Origin of the sequence: Streptomyces sp. NRRL F-525 (genome assembly GCF_000716605.1) — a bacterium.
GTDB lineage: Bacteria > Actinomycetota > Actinomycetes > Streptomycetales > Streptomycetaceae > Streptomyces.
On the sequence record NZ_JNXE01000010.1, the window covers coordinates 215108 to 241356 of the forward strand.

Here is a 26249-nt window from a genome sequence, read left to right on the forward strand (position 1 = left end):
ACCGGCGCGCGGCAAGGCTATGGGCAGTGGGTGACGTTCGACAAGGGGTTAGGAAAGGGGCCATACAAAGTCGCCGCCCAGCCGGTCGCGCCGTCAGTCGCCCAGCACGTTCCGGACGAAGGAGTTGGCGAATGTGCCCTCCGGGTCGAGGCTCCGCGCCAGCGCCGCGAAGTCGCCGAGCCGCGGATAACGCCCGCGCAGCACCTCCGCCGGAGTGGTGAACACCTTGCCCCAGTGCGGCCGCGCGTCGAAGGCGTCGAGTGCCTCCTCCAGCCGCCGCACCACGGGCAGTACCGTCTCCGTGTCCTCGATCCAGGTGAAGTGCAGGGCGACCGTGTCCCGCCCGTACGACGGGCTCAGCCACTGCGCGTCGGCGGCGACCGTCCGCACCTCGCAGGTCTGCAGCACACCGGCGACCGTCTCCCGGATGCCGTCGACCGCGTGCAGCGCGTCGAGTGCGGCCGAGCGCGGCAGCAGGTACTCCGACTGCAGCTCCGCCCCGCTGCTCGGCGTGAACTCCGCCCGGAAATGCGGCAGTCGCTCGTGCCAGGGCCCCGCCACCCCGAGCTGCTCGGTGGTGTTGACCGCGGGCATCCCCGGCACCGGGTGCAGCGCCTCGGTCGCGGGCGCGGCCCACGGGAAGTCGACCGCCGGCTGGTCGGTGCGCCGCTTCAGCCACACCTGCCTGAAGCCCGGCTCCCGCCAGTCGGTGAACAGGCTCACGCTGTACGCCGACGCCGCCACCGTCTCGAAGTCCAGCCCGGCGAGGGGGAGTTCGGTGAAGACGTGCTGCTCGACCTCGAAGGCCGGTTCCAGGTCGAGGGTGAGGGAGGTGACGACGCCGAGCGCGCCGAGAGAGGTCACGGCACCGTCGAAGCGGTCGTCGCCGCGCGCGATGGTGACCGTGGAACCGTCCGCCGTCACGATCTCGACCTCGCGTACGGCCGACGCGAGCGAGCCGTTGCGGACGCCCGAACCATGCGTGCCGGTCGCCACCGAACCGGCCACCGAAATGTGCGGCAGGGACGCCATGTTGGGCAGCGCGAGACCGTGCCCGGCCACGCGGCGGGCGAGTTCCGCGTACCGGACGCCGCCCGACACCCGTACCGTCCGGGCCGTCGTGTCCACGTCGAACTCGGGCGGCAGGGCGGCGATCGTCAGCAGGGTGCCGTCGGGGCCCGGCTCGGCGATCTCGTTGAAGGAGTGGCCGCTGCCCAGCACCCGTACCCGCGCGCTCTCGGCCACGAGGGTCCTGAGCGCGTCGAGTGTGCGCGGGCGGTGGAGTTCCTTCGCCGCGTAGGTGATGTTGCCGGCCCAGTTGGTGACCGTCTCCGTCATGCCTGCCGTCCCTCCGGGAGCGTGCGTTCGCGTGTTCTGCCCCAGGGGTCGGTGCGCCACAGCCGGGCGTGGATCAGCCCGACGAGGAGGACTCCTGCTGCTGCCGCAGCATAAGTCGGCAGCGGTTGTGCCTGTGTATCGGTGTAGTGCCAGCAGACGGCGGCGGCGACGATCAGCACCCAGCCGGAGAGGACGTTGGCGGTGGCGGAGGGCCGGAACGGGCCCGGGCTGATCGCCTCGCCGGTGCTGCCCATGACGTAGTACGGGAGGCCGTCCCCCGCGCAGAAACCGGCGGCGAGACCGAGGGCGATCGTACCGATCATGGTGCTCAACTCCTTTGTGGCGGTGGGGTGTTCCTTCGGTCCGGTGCGGTGTTCTTTCGGTTCGGCTCGCCGTCGAGGCCGCTCATGACGAGGTCGACGAGTCGGCGCAGACGGCCGCGGAGGACCTCCGGTGTGCCGTCGGACTGACCGATACCGACGGTCGCGGCGAGCAGGAGCGCGGCGGTCTCGCGGGGTTCGGGAATTCCGGCGAGCAGTTCCACCAGTGCGTCGACCAGCCCGTCCTCGACCGGGGTCAGCCCCATCCCGGCGGCCTCCGAGACCAGTTCCTGCCGGAATCGCGCCTCGGTGACGCCGATCGCCGTCTCCAGCTTCACCGCGAGCACGCCGTAGACCTGGTCGGCCGGTGTCCCCTCGGCGTCGCGGGCGCGGTGGGCGGCGGCCGTCATGAGGTCGGTGACGCGGGCGGCGACGGCGGCGAAGACGTCCTGCTTGTTCGCGAAGTGCAGGTACAGCGCGGGCCGGGACACGCCCGCGGCCCGCGCGAGGAGTTCCATCGAGGTCTGCCGGAACCCGTACCGGCTGAACACGTCGACGGCCGCTGTGACGATGTCGTCCCGCTTGCTCATGCTGACAATTCTGACGAGAAATGTCAAAGACGTCAATGCTTCGGATTTCGTTGCAGTGATGCCGCGCAGGTGCTGTATTCGATAGAGGTATGGCGGTTCATGTACGGCATCGGTAGCCTCCGTGGGTATGACCGATCGCCTCCCGCAGACCGACCTGACCCGGCACCGCCGCCTCGCCGAACAGGGCAGCCTCGACCGTGCCGACCTGGACGCGATCCTCGACGCCGGTTTCGTGTGTCACCTGGGGGTCGTGATCGAGGGGCGTCCGGTCGTAGTCCCCACGGTGTACGGGAGGTACGGGCGGGAGCTGTACTTCCACGGGTCCGTCGCGAGTCGTAGCCTCGCGGGCGGACACCCCGTGTGTGTCACCGTCACGCATGTCGACGGGCTGGTGCTGGCCCGGTCGGTCTTCGAGCACGGGGTGAACTACCGCAGCGCGATGATCCACGGGGTACCCCGCAAGGTCACCGACCCGGAGGAGAAACTGGCCGGCCTGCGCCGCCTCACCGAACACGCGACGCCCGGCCAGTGGTCGTACGCCCGACAGCCGAACCGCAAGGAACTCGCGGCCACCACCCTCCTCGCCCTCTCCTTGGAGGAGGCCTCCGTCAAGATCCGCACCGGCGCCCCCGACGACGCCGACGGCCCCGACGCCGAACTGGACCTGTGGGCAGGAACCCTCCCCCTGACCTCAACCTGGGGCAAGCCCGTACCGGACCCGGCGCTACCCCCTGGCATCCCGGTACCGGCCCACATCGCGACCCGCGAGGGAACGAGACAGGGCTGACCTGATGGCCCCAACCCCGCCCGCCCTCATGCCCTAAGGGGCGCGAGGAACTGCGCGCTCAGCCACAACACACCCGCACCCCGCAAGCAACCCCGACCCCCCCCCCCCGCCCCGGACACCCAGCCAAACCCTCCCGAACCGCACCACACCGACCCCCCGCTCCAACCGCCCAACCGCCGGAGGCATACCGTGAGGAGTCGGTACGCCTGAGCAGGGCGCCTGAGCCGGGAGGAGATACGGGATGGGCAGCCGCACCGCGCTGGTCGAGGATCTGATGGAGCGCTTTCCGCACGTGCCGCGGGAGGCCGTCTTCAAGGAGGACCTGCTGCGCGGAGGTGTCGCCTTCGACCCGTCCGCGCTGAGCGACAACGAGGGCGGTGAGGTGAAGCCGAAGTCGTACTTCATCTTCTCCTTCGACCACGGCACCCTCCCCGAACTGGGCGAGGCCGCGCTCCGCCGCCCGCCGGAGGAGATCATCCTTACGGGAGGCCCGTACGACCTGCGACGGACCGTCGTCTCCGTGCGCGTGAACCCGACCTCGCCGTACCGCGTGGCCTCCGACGACAACGGAGTCCTCGGGCTGTATCTCGACGGCAAGCGCATCGCCGACGTCGGGGTGCCGCCGATGCCGGAGTACTACAAGCACAAGCTCGCCAACGGGAAGTCCGTCATGGAGGTCGCCCCGACCATCCAGTGGGGCTACCTGATCTACCTGACCGTCTTCCGCGTCTGCCAGTACTTCGGTGCCAAGGAGGAGTGCCAGTACTGCGACATCAACCACAACTGGCGCCAGCACAAGGCCGCCGGGCGGCCCTACACCGGCGTCAAGGACGTGGAAGAGGTCCTCGAAGCGCTGGAGATCATCGACCGGTACGACACCGCGAAGACCTCAACTGCCTACACCCTCACCGGCGGTGCGATCACCAAGACCGTCGCCGGGCGCGACGAGGCCGACTTCTACGGCCACTACGCCAAGGCCATCGAGGAGCGCTTCCCGGGGCGGTGGATCGGCAAGGTCGTCGCCCAGGCTCTGCCCAAGGACGACGTGCAGCGCTTCAAGGACTACGGCGTGCAGATCTACCACCCCAACTACGAGGTGTGGGACGAGTATCTGTTCAAGCTGCACTGCCCGGGCAAGGAGCGCTACGTCGGCCGCGCCGAGTGGCACAAGCGGATCCTCGACTCCGCGGAGATCTTCGGCGCACGCAACGTGATCCCCAACTTCGTCGCCGGCGTGGAGATGGCGGAGCCGTTCGGCTTCAAGACCGTCGACGAGGCGATCGCTTCGACGACAGAGGGGCTGCGCTTCTTCATGTCGCAGGGCATCACGCCCCGCTTCACCACCTGGTGCCCGGAGCCCACCACCCCGCTGGGCAAGGCCAATCCGCAGGGCGCTCCGCTGGAGTACCACATCCGCCTGCTGGAGGCCTACCGCGCGACGATGGAGGACTTCGGCCTCAAGTCCCCGCCCGGATACGGCGAACCGGGTCCCGGCCGCGCGGTCTTCTCCGTCAGCTCCTTCATGGACAGTCTGCCCGCCGAGCCCGCCGAGGAGCCCGCGTCTTTGTAAGGTAACGGTGTGGCCAACTCCTGCGACGGATGAGCCGGGAGAGGCTCGGACACGTACAACTGCATAGAGGCGACTGACAGTCACCGTAATTGAATACGCGGCTTGTCAGTTGTGTGGGATGCGTGAAAGGCTCTGGCCCTGTCACGAGGCAGCCCCCCTCCAACTCGCTTACTGTCAGAGCTAGTTGGCCGTCATTCGTGGATGCAGGAGACCCATGCCCGACCTGCCGACTCCTCAGGACGCCGCTGAGGCAGCGCTCTTCACCGAGAGCTGGGACGCCGTGCTGTCCTACGCCGACCTGTGCACGTCCGGCGCCGCCTCGGCCACCGAACTGGCCAGCGAGGCCTTCGCACTTGGCATCCAGGAGGCCCGCTCCGCCGGGTCCGGTCCGATGCGCGGACCGGCCCGCCGGGTGCTGCCGGTGATACCGCTGCTGCTGACCGCCGTACGCACCACGGCGGCCACCTGGGAGCTCGCCGGGCGGGGGCACCGGCTCGACCCGGACCTGCGGCTGTGGCTCAACTCCGAGAAGGCGGCCCGTTATCACGGCATGCCGTTGCAGCGCCCGATCGCGCTGCGCGGGCTGCGGGACCTTCAGGAGGCGGACGCGGCGCTGCTGTGGCTGGCCGAGGTGGAGGCGCTGCCGCTGACCGTCGTGGCCCGCCGGCTCAGCCTCGACCCCGCCGTCGTATCCAGTGAACTCGCCCAAGTGCGGGCCCTGTTCAGGGACCGCTGCCACCGCAACCACCTCGACACCCCGATGGACGCGGAGTGCCGCAGCTACGCCCGGCTGCTGGACGCGGTGACCCGGTCACCGGCCGCCGACACCCCCGAGGACCTCTCCCGGCACCTCGCCACCTGCGTGCAGTGCGCGGAGGCGGCCGCCTGTCTGCGCCTCGCGGGCGGCGGACTGCCCGCGGCGCTCGCGGGCGGGGTGATCGGCTGGGGAGGGCTCGCCTATCTGGAGCGCCGCCGCCGGGCCGCCGAGGTACGGCTGGGCGCGGGGCGTCCCGTGGCCGAACTGGAGGCCGGGGAGCCGAAGGAGGGCGCGAGCAAGGCGCGTCTCGTCCGCAACAGTCTGCTCGCCGCGGCCGTCCTGCTGTCGCTGGTGGCGCTCGGGGTGTCGATGATGCCGATGAGCGGCTCCGGGCACGACAACGCGGCCAGCGACGACGCCGGCGGTCAGCCGGTGGGGGATCCCGCCCCGACCCTGTCGTCCGTCGGCGCCCACCCGTCGGGTACGGCCTCCTCGTCCACCCGGCCCACGACGAGCAGTACGGCGACCGACTCCGGGGACAAGAACCCCGACACGGAACCCCAGGGCACCGCCTCGGCCACCGCGGGCAACTCGCCTGATCCGACCAGGAGTTCGGGCTCGGGTGCGGGATCGGGTTCGGGTACGACCACACCGGCGAGCTGCGACGTCACGTACGACCTCGTCAACCAGTGGCCCGACGGCTTCCAGGCCGCCATCACCGTCACCACCACCAAGGCCCTCGACACCTGGCGCGTCGCCTGGTCCTACCGCGACGGCCAGCAGGTCACCCAGATGTGGGACGCGAGCGTCGCCCAGGACGGCTCCCGGGTCACCGCCACCGCCGCCGACTACAACAAGAACGTCGCCGCGGACGGCAGCTTCACCTTCGGGTTCCTCGGCACCTGGAACAACAGCAAGAACTCGGCGCCGTACGGCTTCACGCTCAACGGCGCGGCCTGCGGCAAGTAGGCCTGCCCGTACGGCTGTCACCCGCCCCGGCGCGAACTCTCCGGTCTCCGGGAGGGCGACGGCCGTAGCCGACGAACTACGCTCTTACGAACCGGTGTTACCGCGCTTGCCGATCAAGTCCCGGTACAGGGCCGCGCGTTCCTCGTCCGTCTTGGCCTTGGCGAGTTCGGCCTTCCAGTCCTTCTCCAGGCTCTTCAGCTTCTGCACCCAGTCGCCGAACTTCTCCAGGTCGACGTGGCGCTGGCTCGAACTGAGGGGGGCGTTGCCGCCAGGCTTGTCGTCCTTGTGTCCGCCGAACTGGCTCACCGGGTTGCTGTTCTTCTCGCTGCTGGTGATGCCGTGCTTGTAGCCGTCGGGGGTCCTGCCGCCGGGCCCGGCGGTCTCGAGGCCGACCTGGAGTCCCCCGTCGCTCTCTTTCGTCGGGTGCTTGTACCCCATGAACATGTGCCCGTACGACTCGTTCGGGATGATGGTGTCGCCGTGGTAGTCGGTGCTGCCCATGCCACCCGCGGCCATGGGCAGGCCGTAGAGGTGGGTGCGGGGATCGAACCAGTTCTGGACGGTGGCCCCGATCTCGCCCTTCTCCACGAACGCGCCCGGCGTTCCGTCGACCGGGTCGTTGTCGCCGATCTTCAGGTGATGCGTGCCGAACCTGCGCCGGTACACCGGCTCTTCGGGCGTCGACCTGGACTCCCAGGGCCGCCGGTTCTCCTTGGTGATGTGGAGCCACTGGGGCAGCTCGTATCCGTGCTGGCCGTCGGCCAGTTGGGGAATGCGGATGTTGACGCGGCCGCCGTAGGCCAGCGCGTGGGCGACGTCGTCCTTGAAGTCCTCGTGCATGCCGGTCTCCGGGTTGAAGACCTTCAGCCCCTCCTTCAGGATCAGGAAGATCTTGGTCAGCACCTCGGTGCCGCGCTCGACCCGCTCCCGGTGCTTGGCGGCGTCCGGTACGCGGTCGCTGATACCGGGAGGGACCATGGTCGTCACGAAGGTCTGGAAGATCTGCTCGTTCCGTTCTCCCGTGAGCTGTTCCTTCTCGGTCTCCGGGGTGTCCTTGTCGTGCATGGCGTGGTGGCGGGCGAGTTGGTAGTCCGAGCGGGTGGGTTTGTCCGTCGACTTCCCCTGAGCGCGGTCCGCGACCTCCTGCCGCCAGCGCAGGCTGGCGATGAGGAGGCGTTTGCCCTCCGGCTGCTGGAGCCAGTTGTGGAAATCGCCGGCCTTGAGGTACGCGTCGGCCTCGACGGTGCTGCACATCCCCACGGTCTTCAGCCACTTGGGGTCCTCGGACTCCACGGCCCTGATCGCGTCGAGCTCCTGGTCCGTGAAACTCGGGCCGCTGCGCACCCGCGTGTGGATGACCGCCCGCACGTCCTTGTTCCTGATCGCTTCCTTGTCCCTGACGAGCAGTCCCGCCAGCCGGGCGATGGCCGGCTGCGAGTCCTGGATCGGGGGTGAGGACGAGGCCGGGGGCGGAGTCGTGCTCTGGGCCGGCGGCGTGGTCGACGGTCCGGGCCGGTCCGCCCGCTGGACGGAGACGTCCACGCTGCGCTGCACCGCCCCGCCGGGTAAGTCGGCCCCGGGCAGGGCCAGTTCGGGGGCGGCACCCCGGGCCAGCTTCCGGCCGTTGGCGCCGGCGCTCCGCTCGAACGGGTCGTCCGGGTGGGAGACCTTCTCGCCCCGGCCGTTGTCGGTACCGGGCACCGGTCCCAGGGCCTGCTGGCGTACGTGGTCGACCTCTTCGTACATCACCTCGTCCTCGACGCGACGGTCGCCGAGCACGATGTGGGAACCGGTGGTGTAGGCGAGGGCGCCGAGTTCCTCGGCGGAACGCTGGGCGACGGGGCTGTCGTGCACGCGTACGTGGCCGAAGTCCATGTCGTAGGCCTGCTCGGCCCGTTGAAGGATGCGGGGTTCCAGGGGGCGTCCCGGGGAGCCGACGGCGTCGACCACGGATGCCCGTCGCTGCACGGGGACGGCTCCCTCGGCGGCGCGCGCCTCGGGGCCACCGTGCTGCTCGTCACCGTGCTGTTCGTCCCGGGCCCGCTGGATCGCGCGGGTCACCGCGGCGTTTCCGGCGGCCTGTTGGAGCGCGGTGAGCGGGGGGAGGGCGGCGGCGGGACGGGCCGTTGTCCGAGCCGTGGGGCGTCCGCCGGTGCGGTCTCCGTTCGGGCGGTTCTCTCCCTGGACGCGCATGTGCGGTTCCCCTTTGGTCGGCGGGTGCCCTTGCCTGGTGCGGGTGCTCTTCCCTCTTACCTGATGGACGGCCGGGGGTGGGAAGTCCGTAGGGGCAGAGTCGGGGGCAGAGTTGCCGTTCGCCGAACAGGGCCCTGGCCGGCGCACCGACGCCCGCGCGGGCAGGCTGGTGCGGTGAGCGCGGCCAGGGCCCCGGTGTCAGGCTCGGTTACGGCGGCGGCGCAGGGCGACGAAGCCCAGGGTGCCCGCTCCGGCCGTGATGAGGGCCGACGCCGACGCGGCGGTCGCCGAGATACCGGCGCTGCCGGTCTTGGCCAGCTGCGTGGTCGTTCCCGAGGTGGTCCCGGAGATCGTTCCGGAGGACGTCGTGGTCGTTGCCGTGGGCGAGGTGGAGGGCGTGGACGAGCTGGTCGGGGTGGCCGACGTGGAAGGCGTCGCCGAGGTGGTCGGGGTGGTGCCGGAGGCGGCCGCCTTCACCGTGATCGACGCCGACGCTCCGCAGAACGTGGTGCCGGTGAACGGCGTCGAGCCCTGGTTGACGAACGCGCAGGGGTGCACGGTGGTCTTTCCGGCAGGCGTGTTCTTGAGGTAGGTCACGCGGAACTTGGCGGCCGCGCTGCTGTGCGCCGCCAGGGAGGAGTCCTTGCCGGTGATGTCGAAGCCGTACACGTCCGGTTCGTTGCCGGCGGTGATCGGCTTGAGCGTCTTCCAGGTGCCGGAGCTCAGCACCTGCACGGTGGCGTAGCGGCTGGTGAACAGCACGCCCGTCACGTTCTCGTACGCCGAGGCCGTGGCGTTGGACACCGTGGCGCCGAAGGTCACGCCGGGTCCGCCCGCGGTGGCGGTGGTGGGGACGCCGGACAGGGTGGCGTCGAGCCCGTCGACCTTGACGGTGTCCTCGTCGCTGTCGTTGGCGGCGCCCGAAGTGCCGTAGGAGACAAGGGTGTTGAGCTTCAGTTGGTCGGTGCCGCCGTTGCTGTCGCCGTGGTGCGGGGTGCCCATCGGGAGGCCGAGGCGCAGCTGTACGGTCCGCGACTGGGCGGCGGCCAGCGCGAAGGACTCGGGCAGTTCGCCGGAGAACTGGGTGCCGGTCAGGGTCAGCGGCACGGTCTTCCACGCCGTTCCGCTGAGCCGGTACTGCAGGCTGACGGCGTTCGGCGGCAGACCGGCGCCGCCGTCGATGTGGTAGATCAGCCGCGCCGAAGTGGTGTCCTCCGTACCGACGTTGGACGCCGTGGTGGTGAACTCGACGGGCTGGCCCGCCAGTCCGATCTCCGCCGGTGCCGCGGTGGAGACGGCGAGGGCCGGCGGCTGCGCGTCGGTCGTCGCGGCGGTGGCCGCCGGCGCCAGGACGGCACCGGTGGCGGCCAGCAGCAGGCCGGCCCCCGTGACCGTCACGGACGAACGCAGCGTGCGTGCAGTGCTGTTCAACGTTTCCCCCAGGATGCGTATACGGCGCGGTGGACCGCCACGCCGGAGACGGCGAGCCGAACCGCCCGCCGTTCACGCCCAGTTGGACCTGCCGCCCCGGCATCCAGTTGTGGCGTCCTGTGCGACGGTTCTGTCACCGGACGGTTGTGGTTTCGTGCGGTCGTGGGTGCGGGTGCCGACCCGTCGGGTGGGTGCGGGGCTGTCGCGATCGGGTCGAGGAGCCGGCGGGGTGTGTTGATCGCGCTGGAGACGGGGTCGCCTTCGTGGTCCGGTGCCTGGAAGCCGGGTCCGGGTCCGGGTTCGATCCGGATCTCCGGGACCGGGAGGGCTGAACCGCACTCCTGGCAACGGCCGTTGGGGTCGAGGAGGCTGCCGTCGAGGTCATCGCGGACGAGGAGAACGCGGACGTCGACGCGTTCAACGCGCGTGCCGAGGACCGTTCTTCGCCGCGTTCTTTGCCGAGGCCGGCGCCTACGCCGAGGGTCTGACGTGGCTCATGCAGGGCCAGCTCGTCGGCGCCGATCCCCACGAAAGACGAGGTCCACCTTGTCCTCCGTACTGATCACCGGCGCGCCCCAGGGCATCGGCCGAGCCATCGCCGTAGCACTGGCAGGCCGGGGCCACCGGGTGATCGCCACCGCACGCCGCCCGGAAACACTGGCCGACCTCCCCGTCGACCGGCGCCTCCGCCTCGATGTCACCGACCAGGAGAGCGTCGACCGGGCCGTCCGGGAGGCAGGCGACATCGACGTCCTGGTCAGCAACACCGGGGAGGCCGGGCGCGCACCCCTGGAGAGCGTCCCGCTCGCGGAGGTCGAACGGCTCTGCCAGGTCAACACCCTCGGCGCGCTGCGGGTGGCGCAGGCCGTGCTGCCCGCCATGCGCGAACGAGGCGCGGGGTGTCTCGTCTTCGTCTCCAGCATCCAGGGGCGCATGGTGCTGCCCATGATCGGCCCCTACGGCGCCAGGGTGTACCTCCGCGAGAACGACCCGTACACCCCGCTCTACCAGTCACTCCCCGCACTCCGCGGCGAACTCGTCACCCCGGAGGACGTGGCCGCCGTAGTGGCCGACACGATCGAACACCCCGCCCCGCCGCTGCGCGTACCGGCCGGCGCACCCGCCGAACGGGCGCTGCGGGCCCGCAAGGAGGCTCCGGAGGACGAACCCTTCTTGCTGGCCGGGATCGATTGGTAGGGGTCACGTGCAGAGGGCGCGTGATGGATGCGCGTTAATTCGGTGGCGTCACGCCCGGCGCACCTTCTAGGGTCGGTCCCGTTGGAACGGCGGCCCGAGGTCGTCGTAGGTGACGCGCGAGTGGTTTGTGGGAGGTGTGACCGATGGCTGTCTCTGTGATGGGCCCTGCCCGCATTCAGAAGTGCATCAAGTCCACCTCCGTGGCCACCGGCTGACCTTCCTCTTCCATCGCGCCCGAGTGCGCGCGCCGGGGCCACCCTGTGAAGGGTCTCCCTTGACTTCCAGTTCTGCTTTTCTCGCGCTCGCCCGCTACGGCTGGGACGACGCGTGGGCGGATGAGTTCGCCCGCTACGACGCCGAAGGACTGCTGGCCGGCCGGGTCGTCCGGGTCGACCGGGGGCAGTGCGATGTCGTCACCGCCGACGGCACGGTGCGGGCCGACACCGCGTTCGTCACCCCGAACGACCCGCTGCGCGTCGTGTGCACCGGTGACTGGGTCGCCGTCGAACCCGTCGGCAACCCGCGCTACGTACGGACGTATCTGCCCCGCCGTACCGCCTTCGTGCGCTCCACCTCCTCCAAGCGGTCCGAGGGGCAGATCCTCGCGGCCAACGTCGACCACGCGATCGTGGCCGTACCGCTGACCGGGGACCTCGACCTCGGCCGTATCGAACGGTTTCTCGCGCTCGCGTGGGAGTCCGGCAACACTCATGCAGCGGTTGGCCGCAACCCGCGCCCGGGCTTGGGCCAGTCTTCGAAGTCTCCGCGTTGCGAGTGAGCAGACCAAGTTGAGAGATCGGCTCGGGCTGTGCAGCCGTGGATCTTGGCGAATGAGCGGTGACAGCAGGAATCCAGTACCTCGGTGGTCCCACGTCCCATCGTCTGGCCGGAGATGTCATGCAAACGCACCGAGAAGGCGCGCGTTGCAGCGCTCACCACCAGCTGGCAGCGGCTCACTGCCCTCGCGGACGTCCCCGGACGCCTCGTCGAATGAGGATCTTGAAACGTTGGCCAGTTGCTGACGCATCGATCGACTAGAAATAATTGTGGTCAGAAACTTCCTTACGGTTCCGGGATCTTGAATTTATAAGTAGCTTTGATTCCTGCGCGGTCGAGTCTCGGCCGCGTGTAATTCGGGGGGTTGTCGCGTGGGTGCTTTCAGGGAAGCTCTGCCGCGCGAAAATTTCGTACCGTGCCATCAAGTGGACCAAGAAGTCGCTGCGGATGTGCGTACCTTGCGACTCACAGGTAACGACCTTCAGTCCCGTTGCATCGCACTCGGGAATCTCGCTATATCCCTGTATTCACGTCACCGCTGTCAGGGCGGCCTGCGTGACCTGGATGCCGCGATCGACCACCTGCGCACCGTGCTGCGGCTCCTGCCAGTCGGCCATCCTGAGCGCAACACCGCGCAGGGAAACCTGGCGATGATGATGGCGGCGCGTCGAACGCGCGAAGACCTCGACGACGCAGTGAGCCTCTGGCGTACCTGTCTCGCCCGAGAGCGGTACGGAAGTCAGGAATGGGCCGCCTCTGCCGGTCAGCTGGCACAGGGACTGTATGAGTTGTTCACCCTCGACGGCGACGCCGAACTGCTCGACGAGGCATTGACCCTACTGGAGCGGGCACTGCGGGACCTGCCGGTTGGTGGGTACGGAGACACCCTGCGGGCCAACCGAGCAGTGCTGCTCACCACACGCCACCAGGCCACGCGGCCCGACCCGGACGGGCTCGACGAGGCGATCGCCGTCCTGGACGACTTTGTGAAACGCAGCGCGCACGCCGGGGACCCCGATCGGGCGGACTGGGCTGCTGCCCACCTGGCGCAGGCCCTGATGCTTCGATATGCGGACCGGGGGAATCCCGTAGATCTCTCTCGTGCTTCTTCGCTCGGGAAACGGTCCGACAGTCCGCCCGGAAATTCCGTCGCACCGGGTTCCCGATTGGGTGCGGGATTGGTAATCGGATCGGACATCCAGGCCACGGTCGCGCTTTTCGAATACATGTCCGATGCGCGGCAGGCGGATGTCGACCAGGCAATTCTCGATCAGCAAAAGGCGCTCGACCAGTGCGGTGACGATGTTGTCCGACGTGGCCCACTCGTGATCAATCTGGCGCTCACCCTGGCTGTTCGTCATCACGCCCGCCGAGGCGCGGAACAAGCGGACGGGAATGTGCCTTCCGAGGGCGCCTCCGCCGATCTGACGCGCGCCTTGGACCTCTTGCGGGAGAACGACGACGAGAACGTGCCCGCCCAGCACCGGGGAGGGGCGAAGGCGCTCAGCGGCATGCTGCTCCTGGAGCGCTACATGACGGACCCCGTCCGGTACGCGGCGGACCTGACCGTCGCCGAAGAGCTCCTGCGTGGCGCCCTCGACCACCCGGGCCTGGACTATCGGTCCAAGACCGGCGTGACACTGCGGCTTGCCTACTGCCGCTTGGCGATCGCCCGGTCTACGGGCGATGCGATGTCGCTGGAGGCGGCGGTCGACTTGGCGCGGCGCGCGGTCGACGGCATCGCGGGGGAGTCCCCGCTGCGCGCCGGGGCACTGGGCTGCCTGGCGGACGTCCTGCTGGCGCGCGCGGAGACGACCCGGCTTGCCTCCCACCAGCGGGAGGCAAGTGATCTGTGTCGGCAGGTCTGTCGTGACTACGCGGACTCCGACCGCGCGGCCGTGTACCTTGCGGCACGGGTATGGTCCGAGTCGGCCTGGCGACGCGGCGCGATGGGGGAGGTTGCCGAGGCAGGAGGCATCGCCGTGCCGCTGTTGCACGACATCGCATCCCTGCAACTGGGCCGCGACGACAAGGCCGTACCCCTGCGGCAGGCCGAAGGGCTGGCGGCGCGTACGGCGTTCGCACTGGTGACGAGGGGGGAGACGGCCGCAGCCGCCACCACCTTGGAGACCGGCCGGGCGGTGATGCTCGCGGAGGTCATGCAACGCGAGCATCCTGATCTGCTCCGGTTGCTGGCCAGCGAATACCAGAACCTGTCGTCCCGCTTCCGTCGGGCGTCGGGCGAGGTGATGGTGCTCGAACGGGGGTTGCTCACGGGCTCTCAGGGCCTGCCTGTGGTCGACGGCACCCGCGAGATGTATCGCGTCCGGCTGGGGGAGCTCGATGACGTCGTCCGCGACATCCGCAGGCTGCCGGGCTTCGCTACATTCCTGCGCCCACCAGAGATGGCGGACCTGTCCGGCGCGGCGGATGTCTGCCGGAGCACCCTGGTCTACCTGGCGGCGACGGACAGAGGCGGCGTCGCGCTTCTGGTCCCAGCCGCCTCCTCCGGTACGAGCGGCCAGCCGGTGCAAGTCGTCGAACTGCCCCGGCTGACGGCCGACTTCGAGAAGCAGTCGGTGGCGGCGCTGCGGGGTGCTGTCGCACACGAAGACCTAGACGAAGCTGAGCGACGCATGGACGTGCTGACCTGCAGGCTGTGGGAGTCGGTGATGGCGCCAGTGGTCCGCGCGGTGGGCGCCGGCACACCGACGATCCTGATACCCGACGGTCCCCTCGGCACGCTTCCGCTGCACGCCGCCGCACGCACCGACCCCCAGGCGCCCACTGGACGCCGCTTTGTGATCGACGACATACCAGTGGCCATGGCACCCAGCGCCCGGACCTTGAGCGTCGCGGTCGCCCGCGTTTCCGAAGCACCGGTGCGCCGGCTGCTCGCGGTACGTGATCCCTCGCCGAGCGGCGAACGGCCCCTGCCGGGCGCCGCGGCCGAGATCCGGAGAGTTCGCGCGGCTCTCCCGCCGCGCGTACGAGTCCGCGAACTCCACGGCGTGACGGCCACCCGGCAGGAGGTCCAACGGGCCCTCGCGGAGGCCGAGATCTGCCACTTCGCCTGCCACGCCCGGGTGCACGTCGACCGCCCACTGGATGGAGGACTCTGCCTCGCCGACGGCGAACGGCTCACCGTACGGGACATGTTCGCTATGCCGACCATCACGGCGCGGTTGGCGGTCCTTTCGGCCTGCGACAGCGGCAGTGTGGACGAGAGCCTCCCCGAGGAGGTCGTCGGACTCGCCACGGGATTCCTGCAGGCGGGCTTCGGCGCGGTGATCGCATCGCTGTGGCCCCTCGAAGACGCGCCTGCCGCGGCGCAGATGGCGCTGACCTACCGGTACTGGCTCGGCGAGGGAAAGACGCTGCCAGCCGCGGTCGCCGGGGCCATGGCGTGGCTCCGAGACAGCACGAACGAGGAGAAGCTCGCGGAGTTCCCCGAACTCGCCTTCTTCGGCCCCGAGGACTCCGCACCGGCGGGAGACCCCGAGTGGCCGGGTATCAGGGAGCACAGCAGCCCGCTGGTCTGGGCCGCTTTCAGCTGCCTGGGGATTTGAGGGGGGACCATGGATTCGTTCGAAGCGCTGCTCGCCACCCTGCTCGGCGTGGTGCCCGGAGCGCTGTACACCTGGGAGTTGGAGAAACAGGCAGGCGCATGGGGGGTGAACCTGTCGGACCGGGTCCTGCGCTTCCTCGGCATGTCGGTGCTGTTCCACCTCGCGCTCGCGCCGCTGACGTGGTGGCTGGTGCAGCAGGACCGGCACGGGTTGCTGCGGACGGGCACCTCCCCCTGGCTGCTGTGGCCGGTCGTCGCCGTCTACGCGCTCCTGCCGGCCGGGCTCGGCCACGCGGTCGGCGTCGCGGCCCGGCGCCGACGCCGCTGGACCCGGTGGCTGACCGGCCCAGCGCCCGCTCCACGGGCCTGGGACCAGGTGTTCTCCCACGAGGCCAGTATCTGGCTGCGGATCCGGCTGAAGGATCCCAGCGGCGGGGACAACGGATGGTTCGCCGGCGCCTTCGCCCCAGCACGCCGGGGCCCGCACTCCTACGCGTCCGGGTTCCCGCACGACCAGGACATCTATCTGGCGGAGACCGTGGAAGTCGATCCGGCGTCGGGGCGTATCCGTCTGGTGGAAGGCCGGCCGAAGTTCCGTGGTGTCGGTGTGCTGATGCGGTGGGACGAAATCGCCTACGCCGAGGTCATGTCCGTTGAGGGGGAGTAGATGAGCGACGACGAAGAAGAAACAGGCGTGGCGCCCCAGCCCGAGGAGCCACCTGTACGACGGCGGCGTACGGTGCGCCGACGAGGGGGGTACATGCCGACGGGGCAGATGGCCGCGGACATGGCGGTGCCGCCGACCTCGGTGACGATCTCCGATCAGCCCCCGGTGCCGACTCCCGAAACCCAGGACACCGACGACCAGGGGGCGGAGGGATGACTCTCGGCTCCGACCTGCCCTCCACGGCCAAGGATGCGCGCACGGACGACTCCGTCGGAGCTGTGGACGCCACAGCCGACGAGTACGGCGGTCGCCATGTTCCGGCGTGGCTGCGGGAGACTCGCACCTGTTTTCTGACAAATCCCCAACTGGTGTTGTACGGCAACATCCGCGACAACTACCTGGTCCCGCACGAGGGTTCGTGGCAACTGCCTGACGTTCGGGAGGCCCTGTGGTGGCTCATGAAGCCGCTGGGCTATCGGTTCCTGCTCGTCGTCGACCCCGTCGACGGGCTGCACGTGCTGCCCGGCAACGACGAGGAGGCACTGAAGAGCGTCGCGGCGCTCACCTCGGTCGCGATCGGCAACGGCCGGCCCCTGAGCCTGGACACGTTGCTCGACGTGCTGCGCGCTGTGGCAAGCAGCCGGGACACCAGGGTCGGCGTCATGGTGGACTACGCCTCTCGTCTGGTGCGCGACGTGCGCCAACTCTCGCCCGAGGAGCACTACTTCTTCGCCGCCTGCGAGAAGTTGTCGCACACGTCGAAGCCGCTGCGCGACCGTGGGGCGACACCGCGGTACAACCCGGTCCTGTGGGTGGCAAACAATGATCGGGACATCCCCGCGTGGTTCACCGCGGACTCCATGGCCGTACGACGGATCGCGATACCCCTTCCGGACCTCGGCGACCGCAAGGTGGCGGCCGAACTGTTGTCGCAGGGAGTCTCCTCGCACATGCTCGGGGGAGCCGCTGACGATGACATCGCCTACCGGTTCGCCGAGCAGACCGAATCCCTGACCGTGCGCAGCATGATGGAGATCATCCGGCTGGCACGTACCCGTGAGGGTGCCGTCGACTCGATCGAGGCGGCCGCCCGCTGCTACCGGGTCGGCATTTCAGACAACCCTTGGAGCAAGCCCTTTCTCAGGGAGAGGCTCACTACGGCCGCCGAGCGGATCCGTGAGCGCGTACGCGGACAGGACGAGGCCATTGAGCAGTCCGTCGACATCATCATCCGTTCCGTCATGGGCCTGTCGGGCGCGCAGGCGGCCTCGAACGCGTCGCGGCCGCGTGGGGTGCTGTTCTTCGCCGGACCAACCGGCGTCGGGAAGACCGAGCTGGCCAAATCGCTGACCGAGCTCATCTTCGGCGACGAGCGGGCGTACATCCGCTTCGACATGACGGAGTTCTCCGCGGAGCACTCGGCCGCCCGGCTGATCGGCGCGCCTCCCGGATACATCGGGCACGACGCGGGCGGCGAGCTCACCAACTCCGTGCGGGAACGGCCGTTCAGTCTCATCCTCTTCGACGAGATCGAGAAGGCGCATCCGCGGATCCTGGACAAGTTCCTGCAGATCCTCGACGACGGCCGCCTCACCGACAGCACGGGCTCCACCGTCTACTTCTCGGAGGCCGTACTGGTCTTTACCTCGAACCTCGGGATGTCGGTACTCGACGAGCGAGGCATGCAGGTGCAGAACGTCAGTCCCGACAACACGCGCGACGAACTCGTCGGCCTGATCTCCTCGGCGGTCAGACAGCACATCGCTGAAGAGTTGGACCGGCCGGAGTTGCTCAACCGGCTGGGCGACAACATCGTCGTCTTCAACTTCATCGGCCGAAGCGCCGCGACGGAGATCTTCGACCTGCTGCTCCAGCGGATCCTCGACCTTGTCGAGAAGGAGCGGAAGGTGAAGTTGGCCATCTCGCCCGAAGCGCGGGAGACGCTACTGAAGGTCGCGACGGCGGACATTGCCTTCGGCGGTCGCGGGATCGGGTCCAGCCTGGAGACGGCCCTGATCAACCCGCTGGCACGCGCACTGTTCGCGCAGGGCCATGATCCTGCGTCCGAGCAGTGCATCACCGACGTCACACACGAGGCGACAGGCTGGCGGGTGAGTCTGCGATGACTCCTGAGGAGCCGACCGGCCCGCTGGAGACCCGGCTGGAACGGGTTGCACCGGCATCACCGCCCATTGGAGAGGCGCTTCGGACCCGGCTGGAGTCACCGCAGGCCCCGGACGCCCCGCCCTCGGAGGAGGTACTGACCGTCCTCCCGAAGCAGCTGGCGGCCCGCTTCCGGTTGGTGAGCGAGCTTCCCGCCGCGGGTGCCGAGGCCAACCTGTTGCTCGTCACCGACGAACATGGCGAGCACATTGTCGCGAAGATCTACCGGCGCACCGGGCAGCAGGCGTCACGCGAGGTATGGGCCAAGATCCCGCAGCTGAACAACCCGCACATCGTACGGATCCTGGAGACCGGCGAGGCGGGACAGCGGGACTACGAACTCATGGAGTACGTGCACGGCGGCAACCTCGCCGAGCTCGTGGGAGGCCGGGCCACCGACGGCCTTGCGGCAATGGTCACCGAGACGGTACGACAGATCGCAGGGGCACTCGGCGCACTGCACGGCGTCGGCATCATCCACCAGGACCTCAAACCCGAGAACGTCCTGGTGCGCTCCAGAGACCCCCTCGACCTCGCGCTCTCCGACTTCGGGGTTAGCCGCGTACTGGACCAGACCCGAGCGGCGGCGGGCGCGGCCGGCACCCTGGCCTACCTGGCGCCCGAGCTGTTGCTGAGCAGCGGCGGTCAGACCTCCCGCGCCCGCGACTGGTGGGCGCTGGGCATGGTGGCCCGCGAACTCGTCCTCGGACAACGACCCTTCGAAGACATGGTGAAGCCGGCGATCGACGCCGCCGTCATGCTCCGCGGGATCGACCTGGACGGAGTGACGGATCTCCGCCTGCGGATGCTGTGCGCGGGACTGCTCACCCGGGACCCCGCGGACCGGTGGGGCGCGTCCCAGGTGGCGACCTGGCTGGCCGGCGGCAGCCCTCCGGTCAGCTACACCACGCCGCCCGCGGTCTCACAGCGCACCAGGAGGGCGCTGCCCCTGGTACTGCGTTCGGTCCGCTACTCGAAACCGGAGGATCTCGCCACCGCCCTCGCCGAGCCGGAGGTCTGGCACGCCGCGGCTCGCAGCTACTTCACCGACATGGGCCCCGCTCACCATCCGTCTGAAGGGTGGCGCGCCCTGCGGAAGTGGCTCAGGCAGTTCGACGAGCCGGACGAGTACGACGTCGAAACGCTGCAGGACCTGATCGACCACCGGCTCACCGACCCGGAGCTCGGCCCCGACGCGCGAGTTGTGCGCCTGGTGCACGTGCTCGCCCCGGAGACTCCGGTCATGTGCCGCGGGCTTCGCGTCGATCGCGAGAACCTGCTCGCGATCGCCCGGCACGCCATTGCCGCTCAGAGCCCCGACGACGACTACCTCCGGTTCGTCGAAGCCCTCTGGCACCAGAACCTGCTCATAGAACTGGCGGAGTACCCGGCGTCCTCGGGCCTGCGCTCGATCGACGAGGCCTGGCGTACGGCCCAGGCCCGCTACGAGGAGACCTTCGGCCGACTGCGGCAGCTGCTTCCGCCCGCCACCCAGCAGAACCTCTCCGTGCCTCTCGACGCCCGTACGGTGATCGCTCCACTTCTGTGCCTGGTCCTCAGTACCCAAGAGGACGGCACCCGGATGTGGCAGCAACTCGACCAGTCGTCCGCATGGACCGCCACCGTCCCCTGGTTCGTTCAGGCGCGCCAACAGGCCGGTGGTGGCCCCGGGGCTCTCGTCGCACTGCGACAGCTGGTCCCTGTGGCCCTCGCGGAGGCCGAGCAGACCGCCCGCCGGACGGCGGCGGCCCAGGCGGCCCACCGTGAACAGATGGCTCGTTGGCAGCACATGGAGGCGGAGCGCACGTCGCCCGGCGCTCTCGCTACGGCCACCAGCCGCGCCGTAGGACCGTTCGCGGGCTACGCGGGGGTCATGCTCCTGCTCGCCCTGCTCGGCTCCCAGTTCCCCGACGACAAGGGGTTGGCGGTGGCCAGCCTGGTCATCGGGCTGATCCTGCTGTTCGTCCACATCTCGGTGGAGGTCACCCTCGCCCGGCACATCGGCGGTCCGTACGTGCGGGGGTACACCCTGTTCAGCCAAGCCGGCGGCGCCTTCAGCAGAGCGGGCCGACCCCGGGGCGCCGGGTTCGGCTGCCTGATCCTCCTTTTCGCGTGTCCGGTCCTGGCCTTTCCCGCCATCGCCTACGGGGGCCTGCTGGTCCTTCACCTGCGGTCGGTCCCGCGCCGGCGGGCGCTGTGGGACAACCAACTCGCCGCCGCCTACGCGCGGGTGGTGAGCCAGCGATGAGCGCAGGTTCTGCCATCGGGCTGGCGGCGGCGCCGCTGGCGGTGGGCGCCGTCCTCGGATACGCCGCGGGCGCGGTTGTTTCGCTCGCCCTGACGTCGGGGTTGACCGCCGTCGGCTCCGCTCTCGAACGGCGCCAGGCGCACTGGGAGCGCGAGCGGTGCGCGGAGGCGGTGTGGGAGGACGCCGTGGCCGACGTACTCACCCGCAACGCCAGGATCGAGGTGACGAAGGCCGCGCTCACCGCGTACGGCCGACCCGCTGGCATACTGCCGGAGCCACTGGTGCTGTTCCGGCAGCAGATCCAGGAGCTGCAGGCCTGGTCCGGCGCCGCGGACCTGGCTCTCGCCGCGGCGGAGAGTCAACTGCTGGACCAGGACGCGCTGCGCGCGGCGGCCTGGTTGTCGACGGGATCGCCGGTCGGTGAACGGCCGACGCGGGCAGCACCGGGCCCGGTCACGGGGTCCGCCCGCGAGCGCCGCGAGACCGCACAGGCGCCCGCCCCGGACCGTTTCGGCCCCGAACGGGAAGCCGCCGCACGGGCGTTGCGCCGCCTGACACCGGCGGTCTCGCACGATGAACGTCTACGGATCACGGCGGCGGCCGCGCGCGTGGGCGCCGCCGCCTCGCCGATCGAAGCCCGCAACAGACTCGACGACCTGCGCTCCCGCGTCGACGGCGCACGCTCCGCCGCCGACCGGCGGATGGCGGACGCACGGGCCGCGGCCGCTTTTCTGCAGGTACTAGGTCATGTCCAGGATGAGACGGCCGCTCCCTTACGGGAGACGCTGCTGGCGGTCGTGCGCGCGCAGCGCCCGCTGGAACCGGGCGTACGCGACGAAGCTCTGCGTTGGGCGGAGACGGTGCGCGACGCAGCGGAGCGGCACCATGTACGGCAGGTGCTGTTGGAGTCGCTGCAGGAGATGGGGTACGAGCTGTGCGGGGACTTCACCACCGTCACTGTCGAACAGGGCGCGTTTGCCGTCTCTCACGCGTCCTGGCGCGAGCACGAGGTCCGTATGGTCTTCGACAACACCGAGCGGGAGCTGCGGGCCGTAGTGGTGCGGACCGGGGGAGCGCAGGGACTGAGTGGCAAGCGCGCCGACCTGGAGCGCGAGGAGCAGTGGTGCGGCACCTTAGAGGATCTGCAGGCCCAACTGGCAGATCGGGGCGTCAGCGTTGACGTCCACTCGCTCACCGACCCCGGCTCCCGTCCGACCCCTGTGACGAGCGGCCTGGGGACCGGCGACGAGGAACAGCGGCGCGCCGGGACCGCTCCGCAGACTGAGCAGCGGGGGCAGTGACATGACGAAACTTGCGATCAACAGGTTGCACTACCCCGTCACCGTGCTCGGGCACGGCGTACGGGCCGGCATATGGATCCAGGGATGCACGCTGGCCTGCCCCGGATGCATGTCGCGGGACACCTGGGCACCGCGGCCGGACACGGAGGTGGACGTCGAGACCGTGCTCACCTGGATACGCCGACTCCCCGGCCCGCTGGACGGCGTCACCGTCTCGGGCGGTGAACCCTTCCAGCAGCCCGGCCCGCTTGCCGAACTCCTGCACGGCTTGTCGGAGTTGACCTCTGATGACGGGGCCCGGCGCGACCTGCTGGTCTTCTCCGGCTATGCGTGGCCCCGGTTGAGGGACGGGTCTGCGCATCAGCCGGCGCTGGCCTTGTGCGACGCGGTCGTCGCCGGACCCTACGTGGCCCGCCGCAACACCGGCAGCCCATTGCGGGGTTCCGACAACCAAGAGGTCGTACCGCTGACGCCGCTGGGCCGCGAACGATACGGCGCCGAGGCGCTCGCCAGGTACGGCGAACGCCGTCTCCAGGTGATGACGAACGGCGGCGACCTACGCATCATCGGCATCCCGCACCGAACAGACCTGGCCCGATGGCGCACCGCCTCCGAGGCCGGGGGCGTGACATGGGAGGGAACCACGTGGACCGCCTGATCTGCACGGTCTGCGACGCGGAGGTGGGCGCGGACGAAGTGGTCTGCCCCGAGTGCCGGGCAGTGCTCACCACGGAGAGCGCGGTACGTGTCGTCGCTGCCGAGCCCACCACTGAGGACGCACCGCATGCCATCACTGCCGACACCACTCCCACCCCGCCCGTCGTGGCACCGCAAGATCCCGGTGCCACGCCCGCGCCACTGGAACGGACGACGTGCCCGCACTGCCGGGCGCCCGTCACGACGGCCGATCTGATCTGCATGGCCTGCCTGCGTGAGCTCCCCTCCGACTGCCCAGACGCACCTCGCGACGAGGCACTACGCACCACCCTGGAACGCGACGCGATAATGCTCCGGCTGAGCTTCACCACCGGAGAGATCGTCGTCCGGCCCGGCCAGCAGATCGTCCTGGGCCGCGACCCCCGCCACACGGCCACGGCTGCACGATTCGCCCCCTTCGACAACGTCTCTCGCACGCACGCCACAGTGGGCCTGACCACCGACGGTGCCGCCTGGCTCCGCGACGAGAATTCCGCCAACGGCACCTGGGCCGACGAAGAACCCGTACCGGCCGGCCAGACCCGACCGCTCCGCGACGGCTGCGTGATCCGGCTGGCCTCCAATGTCACCGCACGCGTCCAGCTGCCTAACGCCTGATCCACGACCGCTGTTGATCAATGTCCGTGGGTGAAGAGCCCGTCGCAGATGACGGCGGGGCCGTTGTCAGTGGGGCGCCGTACGCTCAAAACATGACCTACAGCGTCTGGCACAGGGGCTATGGCATCGCACTCAACCTGACTGAAGAAGACCTTGGACACCCTGAGTATCCGAACCTGCTCGATGAGATCTACCGGAGTTACCAGCCCGATCTTCTGTACTGTCTGGAAGCTCATGAACGCGACGGGTTCCTCTGCCCAGGCTTCATGACGATCCGGAAGGTGAACGGCCGTCCTCATGCCATGCATGTGTCGAAGGGGGAACGTGCCGAGACCGAAACCGAAAGCGATCTCCACAAGGCACTCAAGGAGTACACGGCCAAAGCGGCCGAACAGGAAGGCTTCCGGGCGATTCGCGAGGACCGACCCAGGCACGGCAGACGCCGTACAGACGTGACGGTGGAAGGCGACGGAGGGCGGCGGCTCGGGTACGAGATCCAGCTCTCGGCGATTGCGACTGGCACTGTCGACCAGCGCACCCGCATCGCGCGTGAGGACGGGCTCACGCCATTGTGGCTGGTCAACAACGAGAACGCCATCCCCATCGACCGTGCTCCATGGGCCCGCCTCAACGTCCAGAGGTGGCGGGACGTGACGGATCGAGCTGCCCTTCCGGTACGAGGCGGAGTCAAACGGCTTCGCATGTCGGCATGCGATTGGGATAGCCCTGTGCCCTGCCCACAGCGGGGACACGGACGGTGCGGCGGACGCCACGGACTCTGGGAGCCCACCCAGGGCCTCTACTACGACGAGGTCATCAGGCGAACCGCCACCGGTGAACTCGTTCCGCTGTACATGCCGCATTCCAGTGGCCGCCGGGGATGGCACATGTGGGTTACACCGGTGGACAAGGGTGAGTTCCTCCAGGGTCGCCCCGAGCCGCTTCCTGGTCAGTCGACGGCAGGTGCCACGAGTCGAGACGCTCTTCCCTTGGAATCGCAACCGGTCGACTGGAGATGTCACTACGGCGAAGAGACGGGAATTCGTGCCGAGCTGAACCGGGCCCGTGACGACGAAATGCCGATCGACGCGTCTCTGTGGCACTCGGATGTCGGGGCACCCGAGTTTTCCCTCTCGTACGTAGTGGACGCGTTCGTCATTCCCGGGGATCTCGTCGCCGCCCGGCGGACATTTACCCAAGCACTCGCCCACTGCGAAGACATCACAGCGGGCCTTCCCAGCGGCGCGGAGATCGCGGCAGGACGCGCAGAGATCACCGAAGAGCAGCGGAATCGGCTTTGGGAGGCGCGTGAGCGGTGCCGTCGTTTGGTGGGGGAGATGCATGACCACTCATGGTGGGACTTGGCAGGTGATCGGCATGCGGCGCGTGAAGCGCTCCTTGCCGCCGCAAGCCGTGACCTTCCAGTGAGTCCCGCATGACTCATGCAGTGGCTGTCGCTCGCGGGGACGCCGTGTGCCTCCTAATCCGGGCCGACGCGGTGTGGGCCAGGGGATCGATATTCCGTGGCGCCCGATGGCGCACGCCCCTATGGTGAGTGCGAACCAAGCGGTGGCCGGTGGCTGGCGCTGTCGACTGAGTAAAGAGTGGGAGGTGTGACCGATGACTGTCTCTGTGATGGGCGCTGCCCGCATCTGGAAGTTCATCAAGTCCACTCCCGTGGCCTCCGGCTGACCTCTCTGTTCTTCTCCCGCGTCTGTGTGCGCGGTGCCGGGGCCACCCTTGTGAAGGGTCACCCCTTGTCTTTCTCCTCTCTACCTGGTTCGTTCTCGTCGTCCTCTTCCGCGCATCCGCTGCAGCCGTACGGCTGGGACGCGGGCTGGGAGACCGAGTTCGCCCCGTTCGCCGGGCAGGGTCTGCTGCCCGGCCGTGTCGTACGGGTCGACCGCGGCCTGTGCGACGTCATCACCCCAGTCGGCACCGTCCGTGCCGACACCGAGTTCGTTGTCCCCCGTGACCCGATGAAGGTCGTGTGCACAGGGGACTGGGTCGCCGTAGATCCCGAAGGCAGCAACCCGCGTTACGTGCGGACGCTCCTGCCTCGCCGTACCGCCTTCGTGCGCTCGACCTCGTCGAAGCGTTCCGAGGGCCAGGTGCTGGCCACTAACATCGATCACGTCGTCATCTGTGTGTCGCTCGCGGCCGAATTGGACCTCGGGCGGATCGAGCGGTTCCTGGCCTTGGCCATGTCCTGCTCCACTGGCGAGGCACTGCTGCATAACGCGGCGGACTCCTGGGAGTCCGGCGCCCGGCCCGTGGTCGTGCTGACCAAGGCCGATCTCGTGCCGGACGCGGTGACGTTGTCGTATCTCGTCCAGGACGTGGAGACGACGGCGCCCGGTGTGCCGGTGCTGGCCGTCAGCGCCGAGACCGGGGACGGGATCGACGTGCTCGCCGCGGTCGCCGCCGGCGGTACCTCCGTGCTGCTCGGGCAGTCCGGTGCGGGCAAGTCGACGCTCGCGAACGCGTTGATCGGCGCGGACGTGATGGGCGTCCAGGCGACGCGTGACGTCGACGGCAAGGGCCGGCATACGACCACCACGCGCAACCTGCTCGCTCTGCCCGGCGGCGGGGTGCTGATCGACACCCCCGGACTGCGCGGGGTGGGGTTGTGGGACGCGCAGACCGGGGTCGGGCAGGTCTTCGCCGAGATCGAGGAACTCGCCGGGCAGTGCCGGTTCCACGACTGTGCCCACACCGCCGAACCCGGTTGCGCGGTGCTCGCCGCCCTCGACTCCGGTGACCTTCCCGAGCGCCGGCTCGACAGTTACCGCAAGCTCATGCGCGAGAACCAGTGGATCGTCGCCAAGACCGACGCCCGCGCCCGCGCCGAACTGCGCCGCGACTGGAAGCGGAAGGGGGCGGAGGGGAAGGCGGCGATGGAGGCGAAGCGGGGGCGCTGGGCGTAGGTGGCGTAGGGGGGCGGGGCTGGTGAGTCGGCGACCCGTGTCGACCCACCGGCAGGGGTGAGGGGCTCGGGCGCCTGGTCCGGATCCCCCCGCCCGTTCAGAGGCGCTCTGGACGTCCCCGTGCCCGACCGC

General features: G+C 69.4%; 19 protein-coding genes and 1 pseudogene. 15 read left to right on the forward strand and 5 right to left on the reverse strand.

What is annotated here, in order from left to right:
• Positions 1-93: 93 nt before the first annotated feature.
• From OO69_RS17435 to OO69_RS49445, 3 genes are read right to left on the reverse strand one after another with little or no spacing between them, the layout of a single operon-like run.
• A complete protein-coding gene (locus OO69_RS17435) occupies positions 94-1338 on the reverse strand; it encodes a D-arabinono-1,4-lactone oxidase (protein ID WP_033281578.1) in 1245 nt (414 codons plus the stop codon).
• A complete protein-coding gene (locus OO69_RS17440; RefSeq protein WP_033281579.1) occupies positions 1335-1661 on the reverse strand; it encodes a hypothetical protein in 327 nt (108 codons plus the stop codon). Before OO69_RS17440 ends, OO69_RS17435 begins: the two co-directional genes overlap by 4 nt.
• Positions 1662-1666: 5 nt before the next feature.
• A complete protein-coding gene (locus OO69_RS49445; protein WP_051801075.1) occupies positions 1667-2248 on the reverse strand; it encodes a TetR/AcrR family transcriptional regulator in 582 nt (193 codons plus the stop codon).
• Between the two features lie 127 nt (positions 2249-2375).
• Between OO69_RS49445 and OO69_RS17450 the strand changes: the two genes are divergently transcribed.
• The 3 genes from OO69_RS17450 to OO69_RS17460 all read left to right on the forward strand — a co-directional run bounded on the left by OO69_RS17450 (position 2376) and on the right by OO69_RS17460 (position 6331).
• The gene (locus OO69_RS17450; protein WP_033281580.1) at positions 2376-3035 is read left to right on the forward strand and encodes a pyridoxamine 5'-phosphate oxidase family protein; all 660 of its coding nucleotides are present in this window, start codon (positions 2376-2378) and stop codon (positions 3033-3035) included.
• A gap of 241 nt (positions 3036-3276) precedes the next feature.
• Positions 3277-4605: a radical SAM protein gene (locus OO69_RS17455; protein WP_033281581.1), complete on the forward strand. Its 1329-nt coding sequence runs from the start codon at positions 3277-3279 to the stop codon at positions 4603-4605.
• A 214-nt stretch (positions 4606-4819) separates the two neighbouring features.
• A complete protein-coding gene (locus OO69_RS17460; protein ID WP_033281582.1) occupies positions 4820-6331 on the forward strand; it encodes a cellulose-binding domain-containing protein in 1512 nt (503 codons plus the stop codon).
• An 84-nt stretch (positions 6332-6415) separates the two neighbouring features.
• On the opposite strand, the gene OO69_RS49450 is transcribed toward OO69_RS17460, so the two are convergent.
• Both OO69_RS49450 and OO69_RS17475 read right to left on the reverse strand, forming a co-directional pair.
• Positions 6416-8524 carry an eCIS core domain-containing protein gene (locus tag OO69_RS49450; protein WP_051801076.1) on the reverse strand — a complete coding sequence of 703 codons (2109 nt, stop codon included), beginning with the start codon at positions 8522-8524 and terminating at the stop codon, positions 6416-6418.
• A gap of 198 nt (positions 8525-8722) precedes the next feature.
• Positions 8723-9955, reverse strand: coding sequence for a hypothetical protein (locus tag OO69_RS17475; RefSeq protein WP_033281583.1), 1233 nt, complete (start codon positions 9953-9955; stop codon positions 8723-8725).
• Positions 9956-10501: 546 nt separating this feature from the next.
• Here OO69_RS17475 and OO69_RS17480 point away from each other — a divergent pair.
• The 12 genes and pseudogenes from OO69_RS17480 to rsgA all read left to right on the forward strand — a co-directional run bounded on the left by OO69_RS17480 (position 10502) and on the right by rsgA (position 26117).
• Positions 10502-11152, forward strand: coding sequence for an SDR family NAD(P)-dependent oxidoreductase (locus tag OO69_RS17480; RefSeq protein ID WP_033281584.1), 651 nt, complete (start codon positions 10502-10504; stop codon positions 11150-11152).
• Positions 11153-11426: 274 nt separating this feature from the next.
• Positions 11427-11855 (forward strand): annotated as a pseudogene (locus OO69_RS17485) (GTPase RsgA); the annotation flags it as partial.
• 499 nt (positions 11856-12354) lie between these two features.
• Positions 12355-15498, forward strand: a complete 3144-nt coding sequence (locus OO69_RS17490) for a CHAT domain-containing protein (protein ID WP_158713400.1) — start codon at positions 12355-12357, stop codon at positions 15496-15498.
• A 9-nt stretch (positions 15499-15507) separates the two neighbouring features.
• On the forward strand, positions 15508-16164 hold the full coding sequence (locus OO69_RS17495; RefSeq protein ID WP_033281586.1) for a DUF6338 family protein: 657 nt from the start codon (positions 15508-15510) through the stop codon (positions 16162-16164).
• Positions 16165-16380 (forward strand): hypothetical protein, encoded by a 216-nt coding sequence (locus OO69_RS51955; protein ID WP_158713401.1) that lies wholly within the window; start codon positions 16165-16167, stop codon positions 16378-16380.
• A complete protein-coding gene (locus OO69_RS17500) occupies positions 16377-18290 on the forward strand; it encodes an AAA family ATPase (RefSeq protein ID WP_051801078.1) in 1914 nt (637 codons plus the stop codon). The genes OO69_RS51955 and OO69_RS17500 overlap by 4 nt, the downstream gene beginning before the upstream one ends.
• Positions 18287-20575, forward strand: coding sequence for a serine/threonine-protein kinase (locus tag OO69_RS49455; protein ID WP_051801079.1), 2289 nt, complete (start codon positions 18287-18289; stop codon positions 20573-20575). Before OO69_RS17500 ends, OO69_RS49455 begins: the two co-directional genes overlap by 4 nt.
• Complete coding sequence (locus OO69_RS17510) at positions 20572-21876, forward strand: hypothetical protein (protein WP_033281587.1); 1305 nt, start codon at positions 20572-20574, stop codon at positions 21874-21876. The genes OO69_RS49455 and OO69_RS17510 overlap by 4 nt, the downstream gene beginning before the upstream one ends.
• 1 nt (position 21877) lies before the next feature.
• A complete protein-coding gene (locus tag OO69_RS17515; protein WP_033281588.1) occupies positions 21878-22534 on the forward strand; it encodes a 4Fe-4S single cluster domain-containing protein in 657 nt (218 codons plus the stop codon).
• Positions 22522-23190, forward strand: a complete 669-nt coding sequence (locus OO69_RS17520; RefSeq protein ID WP_033281589.1) for an FHA domain-containing protein — start codon at positions 22522-22524, stop codon at positions 23188-23190. The genes OO69_RS17515 and OO69_RS17520 overlap by 13 nt, the downstream gene beginning before the upstream one ends.
• A gap of 92 nt (positions 23191-23282) precedes the next feature.
• Positions 23283-24629: a hypothetical protein gene (locus OO69_RS51960; protein ID WP_158713402.1), complete on the forward strand. Its 1347-nt coding sequence runs from the start codon at positions 23283-23285 to the stop codon at positions 24627-24629.
• 318 nt (positions 24630-24947) lie between these two features.
• On the forward strand, positions 24948-26117 hold the full coding sequence (gene rsgA / locus OO69_RS17530; RefSeq protein WP_033281591.1) for a ribosome small subunit-dependent GTPase A: 1170 nt from the start codon (positions 24948-24950) through the stop codon (positions 26115-26117).
• The last annotated feature ends 132 nt before the right edge of the window (positions 26118-26249 follow it).

Bases quoted from the DNA above. Each gene is read 5' to 3' on its own strand.
- OO69_RS17435 (WP_033281578.1), bottom strand. From the start codon at position 1,338: ATGACGGAGACGGTCACCAACTGGGCCGGCAACATCACCTACGCGGCG.
- OO69_RS17440 (WP_033281579.1), bottom strand. From the start codon at position 1,661: ATGATCGGTACGATCGCCCTCGGTCTCGCCGCCGGTTTCTGCGCGGGG.
- OO69_RS49445 (WP_051801075.1), bottom strand. From the start codon at position 2,248: ATGAGCAAGCGGGACGACATCGTCACAGCGGCCGTCGACGTGTTCAGC.
- OO69_RS17450 (WP_033281580.1), top strand. From the start codon at position 2,376: ATGACCGATCGCCTCCCGCAGACCGACCTGACCCGGCACCGCCGCCTC.
- OO69_RS17455 (WP_033281581.1), top strand. From the start codon at position 3,277: ATGGGCAGCCGCACCGCGCTGGTCGAGGATCTGATGGAGCGCTTTCCG.
- OO69_RS17460 (WP_033281582.1), top strand. From the start codon at position 4,820: ATGCCCGACCTGCCGACTCCTCAGGACGCCGCTGAGGCAGCGCTCTTC.
- OO69_RS49450 (WP_051801076.1), bottom strand. From the start codon at position 8,524: ATGCGCGTCCAGGGAGAGAACCGCCCGAACGGAGACCGCACCGGCGGA.
- OO69_RS17495 (WP_033281586.1), top strand. From the start codon at position 15,508: ATGGATTCGTTCGAAGCGCTGCTCGCCACCCTGCTCGGCGTGGTGCCC.
- OO69_RS51955 (WP_158713401.1), top strand. From the start codon at position 16,165: ATGAGCGACGACGAAGAAGAAACAGGCGTGGCGCCCCAGCCCGAGGAG.
- OO69_RS17500 (WP_051801078.1), top strand. From the start codon at position 16,377: ATGACTCTCGGCTCCGACCTGCCCTCCACGGCCAAGGATGCGCGCACG.
- OO69_RS49455 (WP_051801079.1), top strand. From the start codon at position 18,287: ATGACTCCTGAGGAGCCGACCGGCCCGCTGGAGACCCGGCTGGAACGG.
- OO69_RS17510 (WP_033281587.1), top strand. From the start codon at position 20,572: ATGAGCGCAGGTTCTGCCATCGGGCTGGCGGCGGCGCCGCTGGCGGTG.
- OO69_RS17515 (WP_033281588.1), top strand. From the start codon at position 21,878: ATGACGAAACTTGCGATCAACAGGTTGCACTACCCCGTCACCGTGCTC.
- OO69_RS51960 (WP_158713402.1), top strand. From the start codon at position 23,283: ATGACCTACAGCGTCTGGCACAGGGGCTATGGCATCGCACTCAACCTG.